The organism is Aeromonas sp. MTB (assembly GCF_056632455.1).
In genome coordinates this window covers 939,167-956,837 of sequence record NZ_CP147026.1, presented here as the reverse complement: position 1 = coordinate 956,837, position 17,671 = coordinate 939,167, and the positions used below count along the sequence as shown (strand labels likewise).

8 protein-coding genes, 1 pseudogene and 2 riboswitches are annotated in these 17,671 nt (G+C 61.0%); of the genes and pseudogenes, 4 read left to right on the top strand and 5 right to left on the bottom strand.

Annotation, left to right across the window (positions count from 1 at the left end):
• Positions 1-72 precede the first annotated feature (72 nt).
• Positions 73-3,049, bottom strand: a pseudogene (locus tag WBR25_RS04470) (M66 family metalloprotease).
• Positions 3,050-3,122: 73 nt separating this feature from the next.
• On the bottom strand, positions 3,123-5,735 hold the full coding sequence (locus WBR25_RS04465) for a glycosyl hydrolase family 18 protein (protein ID WP_479749474.1): 2,613 nt from the start codon (positions 5,733-5,735) through the stop codon (positions 3,123-3,125).
• A gap of 99 nt (positions 5,736-5,834) precedes the next feature.
• Positions 5,835-5,922: riboswitch (cyclic di-GMP riboswitch) on the bottom strand.
• Positions 5,923-6,237: 315 nt separating this feature from the next.
• Here WBR25_RS04465 and WBR25_RS04460 point away from each other — a divergent pair.
• Positions 6,238-7,473: a sensor domain-containing diguanylate cyclase gene (locus WBR25_RS04460; RefSeq protein WP_479749473.1), complete on the top strand. Its 1,236-nt coding sequence runs from the start codon at positions 6,238-6,240 to the stop codon at positions 7,471-7,473.
• A 130-nt stretch (positions 7,474-7,603) separates the two neighbouring features.
• Here the strand turns inward: WBR25_RS04460 and WBR25_RS04455 are convergent, their stop codons facing one another.
• Positions 7,604-10,198, bottom strand: coding sequence for a glycosyl hydrolase family 18 protein (locus tag WBR25_RS04455; RefSeq protein WP_479749472.1), 2,595 nt, complete (start codon positions 10,196-10,198; stop codon positions 7,604-7,606).
• 103 nt (positions 10,199-10,301) lie between these two features.
• Positions 10,302-10,389, bottom strand: a riboswitch (cyclic di-GMP riboswitch).
• A gap of 234 nt (positions 10,390-10,623) precedes the next feature.
• The gene (locus WBR25_RS04450) at positions 10,624-14,079 is read right to left on the bottom strand and encodes a hybrid sensor histidine kinase/response regulator (protein WP_479749471.1); all 3,456 of its coding nucleotides are present in this window, start codon (positions 14,077-14,079) and stop codon (positions 10,624-10,626) included.
• A 215-nt stretch (positions 14,080-14,294) separates the two neighbouring features.
• On the opposite strand from WBR25_RS04450, the gene WBR25_RS04445 reads away from it, so the two are divergent.
• The 3 genes from WBR25_RS04445 to WBR25_RS04435 are packed head-to-tail and all read left to right on the top strand — an operon-like array spanning position 14,295 to position 16,284.
• On the top strand, positions 14,295-14,843 hold the full coding sequence (locus WBR25_RS04445) for a DUF2975 domain-containing protein (protein WP_076495674.1): 549 nt from the start codon (positions 14,295-14,297) through the stop codon (positions 14,841-14,843).
• A gap of 7 nt (positions 14,844-14,850) precedes the next feature.
• Positions 14,851-15,060, top strand: coding sequence for a helix-turn-helix domain-containing protein (locus tag WBR25_RS04440; protein ID WP_005335250.1), 210 nt, complete (start codon positions 14,851-14,853; stop codon positions 15,058-15,060).
• A gap of 6 nt (positions 15,061-15,066) precedes the next feature.
• On the top strand, positions 15,067-16,284 hold the full coding sequence (locus WBR25_RS04435; RefSeq protein WP_479749470.1) for a hypothetical protein: 1,218 nt from the start codon (positions 15,067-15,069) through the stop codon (positions 16,282-16,284).
• 70 nt (positions 16,285-16,354) lie between these two features.
• Here the strand turns inward: WBR25_RS04435 and WBR25_RS04430 are convergent, their stop codons facing one another.
• Positions 16,355-17,509, bottom strand: coding sequence for a 3-phenylpropionate MFS transporter (locus WBR25_RS04430; protein WP_479749469.1), 1,155 nt, complete (start codon positions 17,507-17,509; stop codon positions 16,355-16,357).
• Positions 17,510-17,671: the final 162 nt, after the last annotated feature.

Genomic DNA, 17,671 nt, shown 5'->3' with positions numbered 1-17,671 from the left:
GCTCTCTATGGTTTTGTGGCAAAAGGCGGAGTCCGCCTGAACAGGCTCCGCCATCTTCATCATGGACTCAACCTAGGGGCAGCTTGCCGCCCCGACATCCAGCCAGACATCGTGCTTGCCCGGCTCGTTGCCTTGAGTCCACCACTTGGCCTTCCACTGACGGCCATTGTGGTTGGTCAGCTCCCCGCCGTTGTAGGCAACGGTAGCGCTCCAGCCCAGCTCAACCTGACTCGCCAGCGCCCACTGATCGGCGGCGCGGCCCGGTTCATTGCCCTGAGTCCAGTACTTGGCACGCCATACCAGCTGGTTGTGGCTCACCTTGTCGCCACCGTTGTAGACCTTGCTGGCCTGCCATGCGGGAACATTCGCCGCTTCCGGATCTGTGGTGTTGCAAGAGCCGTCGACCACGGGCTCCAGCGTCAGCACGATGCGCCCTTCGCTCTGATGTACCCCGTCCGAGACGCTCACACTCAGCTCATGCTGCTCGCTGGTGGTGACAACCGGCGGTAACAGACGCAGGTTGGCACTGGTCTCGCCCTCCGCCTGCCAGCCCGCCGGGAAGTGCCAGCGGTAGCTGAGCGCATCCCCCTCGGGATCGTTCGCCTCGGCGGTGATGGTCAGCCACTCACCACCGATGCCGCCGAGTTGTGCCGGCACGGTTACTACCGGAGGCTGGTTCTCCACCACGCCCTGATCCAGCGGCCGCCCGTTGACGGTAAATGAGAGGGTCTGCTGCGGTGGCAACAAGCTCTGCTGTACCAGTGTCTGGCCACGGCACTGGATAGTGGCGCGACCGGGCTCGCTGGCGGTGGGCAGGTTGATGTGGAACTTGTTCATGACGCTGCTCGCCGCTCTGTGATTGGCCAGCCTGAAGCGCTGCAGACCATCGCGGGTCTCCACCTGCAACTGGCAGTCATTGCCGGACAGGGTGTTGCTGTCATCCGGATAGGTGAAGCCGTAAGCGCCGTACAGAGCCGGATAGATGTAGCTGCGCAGGGCTCCTTGCGGATCGTAATAGCCCACCAGGGTGGTCACCGGCACGCCGAACTGCTCGGGCTTGCGCGCAACTTTGGTATCGATGGGGGAGACCTCCACCCAGCTCTGGCCATCCGAGGTGAAGCTCTTCTTGAAGCCCCTGCTCACCAGGATATCCTTGCCGTTGATAAAGAGGTGGCTGTTGTAACTGGCCCCGTGATCGATGGTCAGACTGCGTCCCCGATTGTCCGCAGAGGCAACCGGCACCCGGATATCACGGGTCCAGCGACCATCCCACATGGCGACCCTGACCAAGCCGTAGTCCGCCAGCAGGGCACTCAGTCCTGCCTCGCTCAAGGCATCCATGGGGGCATCGACCTTCTCGATCCCCTCGATTGTGTGCTGATAGGGCTCCATCCTGGCCGTCGCACTGTTCCACTTGCTAAAGCCGGTGGCCGAGTTGGCATCGAACACCGCCTTGCTCTCCAGAAAACGCTGGATAATGGCGGCCGAATTGGGGGTATAGAGGGTGAAACGGTTGGCGCCGGAGAGAGGGCGGCCGCCCGCCATCGCATCGTGCCCAAACTTGCGGCCATCGAACGGTGGCTGGCACTGGCCATCCAGACAGGCATCCTCATTGGTGCGGGTCGGCGAGAAGTTGGGGATGAAACGGTGTTTGTCACTGTCCCAGCCCCAACTGGAGTTGAGCTGATCGGCACTGCGATGAACCGAGCCGCGGAAACCATCTACATAGTGGCCAAGGCCGAAGTTGTGACCCACCTCGTGGCTGAACTCGTTGCCCAGCGAATCATCCAGCGTGACGATGCCACCGCCACCGGAACCACCGTGCACCTGAACCCCATTGGCATACTTGCCGCGACTGTTGTGCGCCGTCAGCTGGGCCACCACAAAGGGATGGCTCCCCTCCCCTTCACCGGCGCTGCTGTTGATGCCGTAGTTGGCATTGTCGATCCCGTGGGAGATAAGCTCCTTGCCGATGCGCTGACGCATGGTGCCGCCAGCCCCCTTCGCTCGGGTCAAAATCGGTCAGCAATGTACCGTTGGGCAGCATCACCTCAGGTAGGGAGAGCGGTGCATACTGACTGACAATCATCCGGCTGGCCGGAATGGTCTGGAAGTATTCGCGATGTGCCTCCTTGTCATTGGCAAAGGCAAAGCGATCCCGTGGCGTGGTGAGCATGCCAATGTCGATGGTGTGCAGCAGCAGCTCGCCGGGGGCGCCGACCTTGATGTCACGCAGTTCACCACTGAGATTGCCCTGACGAACGGAGAGGTTCAGTCCGGGCTGGATCCACTCGGCAGGCAGCTCGCCGCTCCAGGTATCCGCTGCATAGGTGATGCGGTTGTTCTCCAGCTCCCCCTCACGGAACCACTGCCCATTGGCAAACTTGAACTGCAGGGTCTGGCCACGGGAGACGGTCACCTGTCGCTCGCCATAGAAGGCCGTCGAGTTATAACCGGCGCTGGAGCGGATCCGCACCATCTTGCCCTCCAGCTCCGGGCTTACGGGCAGGTAAATATCCCGAACCCAGCGGCCGTCGGCGGTCTGGATCTCCACCAGCGCGCGCCCGGTCAGCCGTTCCTTGAGGAAGGCGCCGCTCTTGTCGTTCAGTTTGGCCAAATCAGCACTGCTGCTGATGACGGCAGTGCTGCCGCTCTCCGGGATGAAGCTCACTCCCCCTTCGGGAACCCCCGCGAGGTGGTAGACAGTCTCGGGCAGCGCCGATGGCGGTGACAAGGTCAGGGTGCCAAGCAGCGTGCCACTGCCGTCACGGGCCTCCACCGTCATCTGGGTCACCCCGTCGGCCTGGAGCGGTTTCACCAGCAGCAGGCTCTTGCGCAGGCTGGTCAGGATGGGTTGGCGATCCCCCTCCTTGGGATGAGACGGCAGGATCTGGCTCTGGGCAAACTGCACGCTGGCAGCCAGGCTGCCGGTCAGATCGCTTTGCGGTGTCGTCTCATTGAATATCAGGGGCGAGGTGGTGGCAGACAAGGGGCCAGCCGCCAGGGTTGCCATGATGAGGGCAGCGATTCGGGTCACATTTGTGGTCATTGTCGGGTTCTCGTTCATATTGCTACCGGGAATGAGGGGCATGTCGCCATGCCCCGTCATCGGTGAGGAGGCCTCAGTTACAGCTTGCTGCCCCGATAACCAGCCAGACATCGTGCTTGCCCGGCTCATTGCCTTGAGTCCACCACTTGGCCTTCCACTGACGGCCGTTGTGGTTGGTGAGATCCCCGCCGTTGTAGGCAACGGCTGCGTTCCAGCCCAGATCAACCTGACTCACCAGCGCCCACTGATCGGCGGCTCGGCTCGGCTCATTACCCTGAGTCCAGTACTTGGCACGCCATACCAGCTGGTTATGGCTCACCTTGTCACCGCCGTTGTAGACCTTGCTGGCCTGCCATGCGGGAACGTTGGCTGCTTCCGGATCTGTGGTGTTGCAAGAGCCCCCTTCACCGCCTTCGTTGATTGGCGTGACGGTGAGACGGGTGGCCGCGTTGGCATCGAGTGCGCCATCGGAGACGGTCACAGAGAGGTCATAACCGGTTTCGACATCCACCGCCGGACCGGTGACCACCAGGGTGGCGCTGTTCTGGCCGGTCGCCGTGATACCGGCAGGCACTTGCCATTGATAGATCAGCTCGTCGTCGTTGGGGTCGGATGCCTTGGCAGTGATGGTCACCTGCTTGCCCTCTTCCACCTTGACGCTGGCAGGCAAAGTCACCACCGGAGGCAGGTTGGGCTGCGGCGCCTTGTTGGTCACCACCACCTGATCCCTGGCGGTCAGTTGATGGTCATCAGTCACAGTCAGTTCGAATACCAGCGCGGTATCTGCACTGACGGCATTCACATCGACCCGCACCTTGGCCTGCGTGGTATCGCCCAGCACAGCTTGCGGGCCGGAGACCTGCTTCCAGCTGTAGGTCAGAGAGCCTTTTTCCGGATCATGGGAGGCTGAGCCATCCAGCGTCACCTCGGTCGGGCCGGTGACACTCAGATCGCTGCCCGCGTTGGCTACTGGCGGCTTGTTGGCTGGCGGGGTAACCCCTTCACCGTGACCGAGACCTTCATGCATGGCGTTGAGGATGTCGCCGTTGTCGGCATCGATCTCCCAAGAGAAGAGCCCGCCCAGCTTGTTGGCCAGCACGTATTGGCCTTTCGCCTTGACCGAGCGCTCGTCGTCATAGGTGATCAGCTCGCCGGTGGAGGGCTTGAACAGGGTGGCCGCTTCGGCAGTCTCGTCGTAGTTGTACTCCCAGCCCGCCCCCATGTGGCTGTTGACGATGTGGCGATAATCCAGCACGCCATCTTCCCAGGTGCCCTTGATCTTGCCGGTGGCGGTGCCGGTGAAGGGGTCATTGCCCTGATAACCGCTCACCCCTTTCCAACCGCGACCGTAGGCGGCGGCACCGATCACCAGCTTCCCGGAGTCGACCCCCTGCGCCAGCAACTGCTGCACCGCTGCATCAGTGTTGTAGCGCTTGTTGGCCGAGCCGTTGGTGGCCTGATAGAGGTTGGCCTGATGACCCAGGGAGGTATTGCTCCAGGCACCGTTGTAGTCGTAACTCATCACGAAGAGGTGATCCATGTACTGCTGGGCAGCCTTGTAATCCACATCCTCAATCTTGTCGTAACCGGCACCGATGGCAGAGGTGAGCTGATAGGTGCGACCGGTCTCGGCCTCCAACTCGTCGAGCATGGCGCGCAGATCCTTCATGATCAGCACATAGGTTTCACCATCTTTGGTCTTGTCCCCCAGATTGGGGTTGGCACCGTCGCCGCCCGGGAACTCATAGTCGATATCGACACCGTCGAAGAACTTCCAGGTCTGCAGGAACTCCTTGACCGAGGCGACGAACACGTCACGCTTGGCCTTGTCATGCATGAAGAAGAAGGGGTCGGAGAGGGTCCAGCCACCGACGGAGGGGAGGATCTTCAGGTCCGGATAAGCCTGCTTGAGAGCCATCAGATTGCCGAAGTTGCCCTTGTAGGGCTCATCCCAGGCGACCAGTGACCCCTGCCCTTTTTGCAGCGCGGCCCAGGGATCGTGAATGGCGACCTGGAAATCCTTGCGCCCGGCACAGGCACGTTGCAGCGCCTGGAAGCTGCCGGCAATCTCTTTGAGGCTGTCGTTGAGGCCATCACCGCCACAGATCGGGGTGAAGCCATAGAGGATATGGGTCAGGTTCTGGGCCGGCAACTTGTCCACGGTGAAGTTGCGATCATAGACCCCCCACTCCACATAGTAGGTACCGACCACCTTGCCGGACTTGTTGACATAGGGTTTGTTATTCTCCTGCAGGGCAGGCTTGAGCGGTGCGAGGTGGCTGCCATCGGTATCGGCGACCACGATCTCCTTGGCATCAGACAGGGTGCAGCCATCGCCGTTGCACAGCGCGACCTGCATCTGATAGCGGCCCCCCTTGTGCACCTTGAAGGTGGCTGTGCCAGCGCCGGAAGAGGGACCGGACCACACCTCCTTGCCATCCAGCAGCACCTTGGCACTCTGGCCGATATCGCCGTTCCAGATATTCCAGGTGACGGTCACATCGGCGCCATTCTTCACCTTGACCAGCTCGTTATAAGCGGTCGCGGACTGGCTGACTTCGACGATGGCAAACTTGGTGGGGCCCCAACCGATGGCGGGTTTGCCGGGAGCCGCCGCATAAGCGGCGGCGGAGGCGAGCAGGGTGCCGACCATCATGGCCAGCAGTGCAGGTTTTGGACTTAGCATATTGCTTTCCTTTTCGTTATTGGAAAAACGAAAGGGCAACGCAACACGACAGGTGACACAAAAACGGCCACCCCTTGGCAAAGGCAGCCTGCATTCTACTGTGGTGGCCCCGCTATCCTAGGCCGTCTTGACCCTTAGACCGGAAGCTTTGCGTCCCGACTTTTCAATCGGTTTGCCCTTGTCACAACGTTATTTCTGGCGATAAATAATCGCCGATTGACTGTAGGGTAATTCTGATAAGTAAGCAAATCGGACCATTGCCAGCCCACCAGTTACCAACCCTGACAATTACCCACTTTCAAGAAATTAATGTTTAAAAAACAGCCGGATATGCAGACCTAATCTCATCACCTCCAACCAGATACCTCACACCATTTTTTTGATCTGCATCACACCAAATTGAGAAAAATCAATGAGTAAGAACAATATGCGACAAAAGACCCATCTGTGTCGCAACTAATGAATTTATAATCGCCGCTTTGCATGGCCAGCAGGTGTCTTCATGCCCAACGAACTGCCCTCACGCACCCGGTTATCCAGATACGACAAATTTGTTCGTTTGACGATTTATGCCTTGCCACTGGCCGGGATGATCTGGCTTATCAACAGCCTCAATGGCTGGCAAAGGGCGCCGCTTGCCAGCACCTTGCTAGTCCAGAGCTACCTTATCTGCACCTTCTGGCTCTATCGCCACTACCGCTACCATCTGCACCGCCAGTGGCAGCATCTGAGTGAGGCGCTCAAGATCAACGAAACCACCGCCGAACTGGCCCGCAACTCGGCGCAATACCAGACCGAAGAGGCCTTTCTGGAGGATCTGCTCAGACGAGCCGTAATGTTGATCCCGGGAGCCGAGATGGGCTGCCTGATCAAGCTGCTGCCGGGCACAGGCATGTTGAGATATGAAGCGGCCATCGGCATGGATCTGGTGAAACTGCGGCGGATCAATCTGCCGCTGGAGCACACCTTTCAGTACAAGCTGACTCAGGGGCGCTGCAACAAAACACTGCTGATCAACGACCTGTCGAAGATAAATGCCACCATGCCCCTGTCCGAACAGGACAGAGAGCTGCTGGTCAACTGCACCGACCTGCCCATCCAGGCCACGCTGGCGACCCCGATCCATATCGATGGTCAGCTCTACGGCATGATCAATATGGACAGCAGCAAACGTAATGCCTTTACCCGCTACGACAGCCACCTGATGGCGATCCTGGCGCGGGATATTCGCCACGCCATCACCATTTATCAGCAGTCCCGCCGCATCTATCAGCTGGCCAATACCGACCAGCTGACCGGGCTCGCCAATCGACAGCAATTCGAACTCGCTCTGCAAGCACAGCCGGAAGGCACCCTGCTGCTGATCGACATGGATAATCTCAAGCAGCTCAATGACAGCAGTGGCCATTTGGCCGGTGATCAGGCCCTGCGCCTTATCGCAGATGGCATACGCCAGCACTTCGGTCAGGGGGTGATTGCCGCCCGCTTCGGCGGGGATGAGTTTGTGCTGCTCACCACTCTGACACCGACCGAGCTGCAACAGACGATGGCCAGGCTGACGGCCATGCTGGCCAGCGCCTCCCCGACTATCTCGTGCAGCATGGGGATGGCCCCCTATCGCGGCGACTTTGCTGCCGCGTTTGCCAGAGCCGATGCCGACATGTATCAACACAAGCGGCACCACAAAGAGCAGCGTGCGGCACAGATGCCAGCAAGCGGGGAGAGCATTAATCACTAGCCCGGAAGGGCCGCTTTGCAGGCACAAAAGAGAAGCTGGGTGGGGAAACCGATTGGCAGACCCGCCAGAATGTGGCGAAGCGGGGAGAAAAAACGGGGCATGACTGGCATGCCCCGCCACCATTCAATGCTTATTTACAGCTGGCGGCTCCCACATCCTGCCAGACGTCGTGTTTGCCGGGCTCATTGCCCTTGGTCCAGTACTGCGCCTTCCACTGACGGCCGTTATGGGTGGTGAGCTCGCCACCGTTGTAGGCCACATTGGCATCCCAACCCAGTTGCACCTTGCTCACCAGCAGCCACTGATCCGCGGTGCGACTAGGCTCGTTGCCCTGGGTCCAGTACTTAGCCTGCCACACCAGCTGGTTATGGCTCACCTTGTCGCCGCTGTTATAGGTGCTTGCCGCTTTCCAGACTGGCCAGTTGGCCGCATCCGGATCGGTCGCCGTGCAACCACCGCCGCTGCTGGCCGGTTTGACCGTCAGACGGGTTGCCGCACTGGCATCCAGCCCGCCGTCGGAGACGGTGACGCTCAGGTCATAGCCGGTGTCGCTGGTGACGCTCGGGCCGGTGACTACCAGAGTGGCGCTGTTCTGGCCCGTTGCGGTGATGCCTGCCGGCACGCTCCACTGATAAGTGAGCGGATCACCGTTCGGATCGGAGGCGGTCGCCTTGATGGTCACCTGCTTGCCCGCCTCCACAGAGGCCGTGGCAGGTAGACTCACCACAGGCGCCAGATTGGCCTGCGGCGCCTTGTTGGTCACCACCACCTGATCCTTGGCACTCAACAGCTGGTCATCGGTCACCGTCAGCTCGAACACCAGATTGATGTCGGCAGTCACCGCATCGAGTACAACACGGGCCTTGGCCTGAGTGGCATCGAGCAGGGCAGCCTGCGGGCCGGAGATCTGCTTCCAGCTGTAGCTGAGCGCGCTGTTTTCCGGATCGTGGGAGGCCGAACCATCCAGCGTCACCTCGGTCGGGCCGGTCACCTTGAGGTCACTGCCCGCGTTGGCCAGCGGCGGCTTGTTGGCTGGTGGAGTGGTTCCCTCGCCGTGACCCAGACCCTCGTGCATGGCATTGAGGATGTCGCCGTTGTCGGCGTCGATCTCCCAGGAGAAGAGGCCACCGAGCTTGTTGGCCAGCACATACTGCCCCTTGGCCTTGACCGAGCGATCGTTGTCATAGGTGATGAGATCGCCGGTCGCCGCCTTGAACAGATAGGGCGCCTCGGCCACCTCGTCGTAGCCCTTCTCCCAGCCCGCCCCCATCCGGTTGTTGACGATGTCGCGGTAATCCACCACCCCGTCCTCCCAGGTGCCTTTCACCTTGCCGGTCGCCTTGCCGGTGAAGGGGTTGTTGCCCTGATAACCGCTCACCCCGGTCCAGCCACGGCCATACATGGCGGCACCAACCACCAGCTTGCCCGGTTCAACCCCCTGCGCCAGCAGCTGATTCACTGCCTTGTCGGTGGTGTACTTGGTATCGGGGTCCCAGCTCGCCGCATAAAGGTTGGTCTGGTGACCGAGCTCGGTGTTGCTCCAGGCACCGTTGTAGTCGTAGGTCATCATGAAGATGTGGTCCATGTAGGGCTGGGCCGCTTTGTAGTCCACATCCTGGATCTTGTCGCCCCCCGCTCCAATGGCGGAAGTGAGCTCATACTGGCGACCGGTCTCGGCCTCCAGCTCGTCGAGCATGGCCCGCAGCTCCTTCATCAGGGCCACATAAGTGGCACCATCACTCGGGCTGCCCAGTTTCGGGTTGGCACCCTGTCCGCCCGGGTACTCCCAGTCGATATCCACACCGTCGAAGAACTTCCAGGTCTGCAGGAACTCTTTCACCGAGCCGACAAACACATCGCGCTTGGTTTTGTCACCGAGGAAGTAGAAGGGATCGGAGAGGGTCCAGCCACCGACCGAGGGGAGGATCTTGAGGTTCGGATAGGCCTGCTTGAGCGCCATCAGGGCGCCAAAGTTGCCCTTGTAGGGCTCGTCATGAGCAGTGAGGTTGCCTTGCGGCATCTGGATGGCGGCCCAGGGATCGTGCATCGCCACCTTGAAGTCCGCCCGGCCGGCGCACGCCCGTTGCAGCGCCTGGAAGCTCCCTTCGATCTCCTTGAGGCTGTCGTTGAGGCCATCCCCGCCGCAGATGGGGGTGAAGCCATAGAGGATATGGGTCAGGTTCTGGGCCGGGATCTTGTCCACCGTAAACTTGCGGCCATAGACTCCCCACTCCACATAGTAAGTCCCCACCACCTTGCCGGACTTGTTGGCGTAGGGCTTGTTGTTCTCCTGCAGCGGCGCCTTGAGTGGCGCCAGATGGCTGCCGTCGGTATCGGCGACCACGATCTCCTTGGCATCAGAGAGGGTACAGCCATCGGCGTTGCACAGCGCCACCTGCATCTGGTAGCGCCCCCCTTTCTTCACCTTGAATTTGGCGCTGCCCGCTGCGGTCGAGGGGCCGGACCACACCTCCTGACCATTGAGCAGCACCTTGGCACTCTGGCCCAGATCGCCGCTCCAGAGGTTCCAGTTCACCTCCACATCGGCGGCATCCTTTACCTTGACCAGATTGTTGTAGGCAGTAGCCGCCTGATCGACTTCAACGATGGAAAACTTGGTGGGGCCCCATCCGATGGTCGGCTTGCCGGGCGCCGCAGCATAAGCGGACGAGGCGCAGCACAGACCGACCGCAAGGGCCAGCATGGTAGGCTTTGGACTTAGCATTTTTTATATTTCCCTATTTCGTTATGTTGGCAACGAAAAGGGCTACGCCCTGACAGGTAACGCAGACGGCAGTGCGGCCTCTTGGCAAAGGTGCACAACAACCTGTGGTGGCCCCGCTATCTCAAGTACGGCTCATCCCTGGACCGGAAGCTTTGCGTCCCGACCTTGCGATCGGTTTGCCCTTCGGTTACTTCATTTGCGATGCAAAAAATCGCATCCCGACTATAGAGTGAGCCAATCCGGTCTGCCACTGTCGGCGTTGAACGACAGTGGCAAGCCAATACTGTAACTGGCGGCGATTGCGCTGGAAGATGAAGAGATCTTCGCCAATAAATCTCTGTTTTCGGCATTCATCCATGACCAGGGCCTGCGGGATCATTGCACGGTTTTGTGAGCCGGTTCACGGCTAGCTGCCCCGGATGCGGCTAGCGCAGCAGCAGGCTGTTCATCAGGGCTCGCAGTTTGAGTGGTTTGACCGGTTTGCTGATGTAGCCATACCCACGCTCGCGGATCTGCACCTGCAGCTCGCTCTTGCGATCAGCGCTGATGATGATGCCTCCCAGCTCGTCGCCACACACTCGCTGGAGGGCTGCGAGCGCCTCCAACCCGGTCTTGCCATCATCGAGGTGGTAGTCGGAGAGCACCAGTCTCGGCACAAACCCCTCTGCTACCAGCGCCTCGGCTTCGGCCAGATCGACGGCGCAGCGCACCTCGCAGCCCCAACGGCCGAGCAGGGTGCTCATGGCGGTCAGAATGTCCCGCTCGTTGTCGATACAGAGCACGGCTACACCTTCCAGCTGGCTGTCACGCACCACCGGCGCCGCCAGCTGATGGGCCGTGACCGGCCGGGTCGCCAGATTGAGGGTCACCGCAAAGACAGATCCCTTGCCCGGCCAGCTCTGCAATGTGAGCTGATGACCGAGCACCTGCGAGATGCCGCGGGCGATGGCGAGCCCCAGACCTAGCCCCTGCTCCTTGGCGGTGCGGGAGTGATCGAGGCGGGAGAACTCGTCGAAGATCGCCTCCTGCTTGTCTTGCGGGATACCGGGGCCGTTGTCCCATACCTCAATGCGGATCTTCTCCCCCATCCGGCGGCAACCAAGCAGCACCCTGCCGCCCGGGTTGTAGCGAAACGCATTGGTCAGGAAGTTCTGCAGCACCCGGCGCAGCAGCCGCACATCGCTGTGCACCGCGTGCTTGCTCTCCACCACCGAGAAGTGGATCCCCCCCGCCTGCGCCAGTACGCCAAACTCCGCCTTGAGGTTGTCGAGCAGATCGCGCAGGGCAAAGTCGAGCTTCTTGGCCTTGAACTTGCCCGCTTCGAGCCGCGAGATATCGAGCAAATCGGTGATGAGATCCTCGGTCGCCCCCAGCGCATCGTCGATATGGCGGGCGATGCGGGCCTGCTCACCAGCATCGGGCAGCATCTCCAGCAGGGAGGAGGTAAACAGCTTGGCGGCATTGAGGGGCTGGGTCAGATCATGGCTGACCGCCGCCAGAAAACGGCTCTTGGATTGATTGGCCCGCTCCACCTGCTGGTTCACCAGCAGCAGTTGACGGTTGAGATCGGAGAGCTCACGGGTGCGCTCGGCCACACGCGCTTCCAGATGTTCGTTCGCTTCGCGCAGCACCCGCTCCGCATCGCGAAACGGCGTGATGTCGGTAAAGGTCATGACAAAACCGCCGGCTGGCATGGGGTTGCCCTGCATCTCGATCACCCGCCCGTCCGGGCGCTCCCGCGCCGAGATATGGGCGCTGCCCCGCTTCATAAAGGCGACCCGCCGCGCCACGTGATCCTCGATATCACCGGGGCCACAGAGCCCCTGCTGGGCGTTGTAGCGGATGATCTCTTCAATAGGACGCCCTGCCTGAATAAGCCCCGGCGGATAGTGGAACAGCTCGATGTAGCGGCGGTTCCAGGCCACCAGACGAAGCTCCCTGTCCACCACCGAGATCCCCTGCCCGATATGCTCGATCGCCCCCTGCAGCAGGCCACGGTTGAAGCGAAACACGTCGGAGGCCTCATCGACTATGGTGGCGATCTCCTCGAGCTGCATGTTGCGCCCCTGCAGGGCCGAGGCGAGCACCAGCCGTGCCGATGAGGTACCAAACACCCCCGCCAGCAGCCGCTCGGTGTGGGCAATCAGCTCGGCCGAAGCCTGCATCTGGGGCGCCAGGGTGCCGCCCCGCTCACCGGCGAAACGACCAAAGGCGCGTTTGACCCGGCTTGAGCCGACAAAGCGGGCCGCCAGCATCTCCAGCTCCTTGACCGAGACCCGCGCCTGATAGAGGGCGGCGGTATCGCGACTCGGCTTGCCGACAAAGTTGGCCGCCTGCAGCCGCTCGCTCACCGCCGGACGGGAAAGCAGCGAGCCAGCCACATAGCCGAGCAGGTTGAAGAGCAGGCTCAGGAAGATGCACCAGGCCCCGAGACTCAGCTCGCGAAACGCGGGCCAGTCCGGCGGCGCCAGCAGCTCGGCCAGTGGTGAACCGGCCAGCAGCCCGCTCTCCACCAGCAGGGTGACGAACCAGAGGCTCACCCCGAGGCTCAACCCAAGATAAACCCCCTTGCGATTGCCGTGACGCCAGTAGAGGCCGAGCAGCAGGGCCGGCGCAAACTGGGCCACCGCGCCAAAGGAGAGATAGCCGATGCGCGACAAGCTGGTGAGATCGCCGAGCCAGAGGTAAAGCCCCCAGGCCGCCAGCAAGATCAGCAGGATGGCACCACGGCGCACCTGCAACAGCAGCCTTACCAGCCGCTCGTCGCGCCCCTGCCGCCAGAAGCGGCGCAGCAACACCGGCAGCACCAGATCGTTGCTCACCATGATCGCCAACGCGATGGTGCAGACGATCACCATGCCGGTGGCCGCCGAAGTGCCGCCGAGAAACGCCAGCATCGCCATGCCATCGAAACCGAGGGCCATCGGCAAACTGATCACATAGGTGTCGGAGGCCATATCGGCACCCACCCACTGCTTGCCCGCCAGCGCCAGCGGCCAGATAAAGAGTCCCATCACGAACAGGTAAAGCGGGAAGATCCAGCGCGCCCAGTGAAGATCCTGCCCCTGATTGTTCTCCACCACAGTCACATGAAACTGGCGCGGCAGGCAGATAACGGCGCACATCGCCAGCACCGTATAGATGGCAAGCTCCAGCAGGTTGCCGGGGCTCACCGCCACCACCTGCGCAAAGAAGTCGCGGGTCACCTGCTCGTGAGCTTCGCCGGGTTTGCTCAAGATCAGCCAGAGAGCGAAGCCCCCCACCGCGATAAAGGCCAGCAATTTGACCACCGACTCGAAAGCGATGGCCACCACCATCCCCCTGTGGTGCTCGGTGGCATCGAGATGGCGGGTGCCGAACAGGATGCTGAACAGCGCCAGCAGCAGGGTAACCCCGAGCGCCAACTCGCTGGTATTGCTGGTCGGGCTGATGCCGCCGCTGTTGACCATCAGCAGATCCAGCCCGGTGACGATGGCTTTGAGCTGCAACACCAGATAGGGGAGGATCCCCATGATGGCGATAAGGGCGATCACCATGGCGAGCCGCTGGGATTTGCCGTAACGGGCAGCAATAAAGTCGGCGATGGAGGTGATGTGTTCCCGTTTGGCTACCAGAATAAGGCGTGCCAGCAGCCGCCAGCCAAACAGAAAGACCAGCATGGGGCCAAGGTAGATGGGCACCGGCGACCAGGGCGATTCACTCGCCTGCCCCACGGTGCCGAAGAAGGTCCAGGAGGTGCAGTAGACCGCCAGCGACAGGCTGTAGAGCAGCGGTTGCCCCTTGAGACGGTGCCGTTTGTGCTTGTCTGCCACGAAGGCGATCAGAAACAGCAGCCCCAGATAGGTGAGCGACAATCCGATCAGCAGCCATCCCTGGTGCATCGATAACTCCTTGTCCATGTTGAGTTTTTGTATACAACCTCGCCAGTCTAGAGAGGCTGCAGCCAAAAGTCATCCCCTTCGGACAGATTGAAATTATCGTTTTTCAATAAGTTTTATCTTGACTGTATATCGCAAAACAATAAACATTGCCGGTGTGAATATTGATAAACGATAAACTTTACCTTTCAGATAAAACCATCACAGTGAGGAATGAGATGATCTCCAACAAACTCGAACGCTCGAGCATGCTGATCGAATGGCTGCTACTGTTGGCACTGCTGGCGACCCCTTTGATCACCTTGCTGGAGGTGTGGACCCCCTTCGGTGGCGCCGATTTTCTGCAGGAGAAGCTCAACACCATCTTGAGCCGTCCCGGCATCAATCCTGCCGACTATCCCCTTCACTTCTCCACCCGGCTGCTCGGCACCCTGGTACAGCTGTTGCCGGATCTGGTCTTTATGATGATGCTCTGGCAACTGCGTCAGCTGTTTCGCGGCTACCGCGCCGGTCTGCTCTTCACCTTCGAGCAGATCCGCCGCTACCGGCAGATCGGACTGCTGCTCTGTGCAACCTTCCTGGTCGAATTGATCCTGACCCCCTTGCTGGATACGGTGCTCACCATGAGAGGCCCGGAAGTACTCGGTACCATAGCGCTGAGTACCTCCGATTTCCGGGTACTGCTGGCGGGACTGATCGTACTGGCGCTGGCACTGGTCATGCGCGAGGCCAAACTGCTGGCCGATGAACAGCAACTGACGGTGTGAGGAACGTATGCCCATTATCATCCGACTCGATGCCCTGCTGGCCGAGCGCAAAATGACCGCCCGCGAGCTGGCCCAGCGCATCGACATCACCGAGGCCAACCTCTCGATCCTCAAGAATGGCCACGCCAAGGCGGTGCGCTTCTCCACCCTGGAGGCCATCTGCCGTGAACTCAAATGCCAGCCCGGCGATCTGCTGGGCTACGAGCAGGAGCGCTAATCCCTTATGAGTCGTCATATCACCCTGTTTGCCCTGTGGCTGCTGCCGCTGTGGGCCTGCGCTGGCAATGACGCGAGCGGCCCCCGCTACCATATCGAGCAGGGCGCCAGCGCCAATGTGCTGCAAGTGCGCCTCACCATGCAGGGCAAACCTCCCTTTACCCTGCTACCCGCTCGTCAGTTGCCGGGCAGTGCCACGCCGGTTTCCCCCGCGCTGATCTGCCTTGCAGACAACCAGCCGGTTGCCCTCAACCAGCCCTTCTCCTGCAAAGAGGTTGGCTGGCAAATCACGCTCACACCCGCTCCGGCACTGGGTGCAGATGCCTCGGCCCAACAGTCGCTTCTGTTTGCTCCCAACCAGTGGCTATTGACCGAGTGGGGTAACTTTGTGCGCCAGATGGGGAGTCGCCAAGGAAAGGTTTGTCTGCCGGATGGCAGCTGCCAACCACTGCCGGATGTCAACCAGCCGCCGCTGATCCTGCCGTTTGGTCTGGACACAGTGCCCGTCACCAAGCCGGATCCGCGGCTGGTGCTGAGCCATGACGAGACCGCCAACCAGCTCGATCTGCCGGCCTTGCAGCAGCAACTGAATGAGATCATCGACTATCTGGCCTTCCAGCTCGATGTGGATCCTCCCACTCATCCATGGCAACTGGTGTGGCTGGGGCGGGATGTGGCGACCCGCTCCCTTGGCGGCGCCGCCGGAGATCAGGTGTTTGTCGCCAACTATCCCACCGAGGCTGGCAAACCGACGCCACAGGCCCCCTTGCGCCTGCTGCGCACCTCGGCCCACGAGGCGGTGCATATCCTCAGCGCTCGCCACTCTGCTCCACAACCCACCTGGGTCAACGAGAGCCTCGCCGAGTACCTCGCCATCAAGGCGCTGCGCCGCTTTCGGCTGCATCAGGTCACGGCGGTCAACGAGCTGGCCGAGCGGGGCAAACTGCTACCCCATAGCGAGAGCGGCCTCTATCGGGCCGCTCGCGAGGTGCTGGCGGGCGATCGCTCCTACTACCCGCTCTTTTACATCAAGGGGAGCGCCTTCTGGGAAGCGCTGGAGCGGGAGCTGCAGCACAATGACGTAACGCTGGCCCAACTGCTGCCCCAACTGGGCTGGCTGCCGGATGGCCGCTTTGATGCTGCATCCAATGAGCTGCTTGCTGGCACCATCGGCTCGGATACCTGGCACCGCCTCAGCCGCCTCTATCTGGGCGAGCAGCAGTAACGCCGCAAACCGCAGCAACGAAAAAGGGAGAGCCGTGGCTCTCCCTTTTGTTAGGTGAAATAGACAAATATCAGGCTGGAGCACTCTCCTGCGCAGACGGCGCAAAGGGGCGCAGCCGCAGGAAGAACACCGGCAACACCACCAGCACCATCAGGAAGAAGATGCCACCGCCGAGAGGCTCGAACAGCACGCCGCAGAGCGCCATCAGGGCCGCCACCGTCATGCCGAGGCCAAGGGCCGCATAGAGCGCCTGAGTCGGGATCAACTGCTCGGCCGGTAGCTGACGGGTCATAAAGCGCACCGCCCCCAGATGGCTCATGCCAAAGGTGACCGAGTGGAGCAGTTGCCCCAGCACCAGTACCCACAACTCGGTCGAGGCCCCCAGCAATACCCAGCGCCCCACACAACCGATGGCACCGGCGATAAAGAGACTCTGGGCGCCAAAGCGTTGCAGGAAACGCTTGTCGGCGGCGAACATGCAGATCTCCGCCACTACCCCGAGCGCCCAGAGATAGCCGATGATGGTGCCGCTATACCCTTGCGCCTTCCAGTAGATGGCGCTGAAACCGTAATAGGCGGCGTGGCTCCCCTGCAGCAACGCCGTCAGCAACAGGAAACGGCGCACCGGTGCGCTGCGCAGAGTCGCCAGCAAAGAGGCCTTGGCCCGCTCGCCCTGACTATCCTGTGGCGCCGGATAGAGCGGCAACCAGCTGAGCAGCAGCATCAGCGCCAACCCCGCTACCATGGTGTGCAAAATCCAGTCGCTACCAAAATTCCCCACCAGCGCCCCCACCAAGGTCGAGGCGACAATAAAGGCAAAGGAGCCGCACAGCCGCACCTTGCCGTAATCGAGGTGCGCCTGCACCACCATGCGGGTCGCCAGCGCCTCCCCCACCGGCATCAGGGTCGGATAAATAAAGTTCGCCAGCAGGGTCAAGCCCACCAGCCACCAGAGGTTATGACTGAGATAGAAACCGAGAAACGCCAGCAAACTGAGCAGGGAGAGCAACCGGGTAACCGGCAACAGATGGCCCGCCCCCTTGATCTGCCCCATCACCATCAGGTTGCCGGCAAAGCGGATCGCCATCCCCGCCCCCAGCAGGAGACCAATCATCTCGGCGCTGACGCCCACCCCCTCCAGCCAGAGCGACCAGAACGGCAAGTAAGCGCCGTAGACAAAATAGAAGGCGCCGAAAAAGAGCGCTAACCAGGAGAACGCGGGCATAAATCCTCTGCAACCGGATGACGGGAGCAGAATGATAACCCATCCGCCCCCGCAGATCCCGATGGAAACCCCGCGAAGAAAACGAAAAAACTTCAATAAAATTGAACTATTACCGAAGAGGTGGGGTCTACTTGGTAACACCTCCTCCTGGTTAGTGTTGCA

What these genes read in the sequence shown, in the direction of transcription:
- WBR25_RS04465 (WP_479749474.1), bottom strand. Translation starts at nt 5,735, where the DNA reads ATGCTAAGTCCAAAACCTGCACTGCTGGCCATGATGGTCGGCACCCTG.
- WBR25_RS04460 (WP_479749473.1), top strand. Translation starts at nt 6,238, where the DNA reads ATGCCCAACGAACTGCCCTCACGCACCCGGTTATCCAGATACGACAAA.
- WBR25_RS04455 (WP_479749472.1), bottom strand. Translation starts at nt 10,198, where the DNA reads ATGCTAAGTCCAAAGCCTACCATGCTGGCCCTTGCGGTCGGTCTGTGC.
- WBR25_RS04450 (WP_479749471.1), bottom strand. Translation starts at nt 14,079, where the DNA reads ATGCACCAGGGATGGCTGCTGATCGGATTGTCGCTCACCTATCTGGGG.
- WBR25_RS04445 (WP_076495674.1), top strand. Translation starts at nt 14,295, where the DNA reads ATGATCTCCAACAAACTCGAACGCTCGAGCATGCTGATCGAATGGCTG.
- WBR25_RS04440 (WP_005335250.1), top strand. Translation starts at nt 14,851, where the DNA reads ATGCCCATTATCATCCGACTCGATGCCCTGCTGGCCGAGCGCAAAATG.
- WBR25_RS04435 (WP_479749470.1), top strand. Translation starts at nt 15,067, where the DNA reads ATGAGTCGTCATATCACCCTGTTTGCCCTGTGGCTGCTGCCGCTGTGG.
- WBR25_RS04430 (WP_479749469.1), bottom strand. Translation starts at nt 17,509, where the DNA reads ATGCCCGCGTTCTCCTGGTTAGCGCTCTTTTTCGGCGCCTTCTATTTT.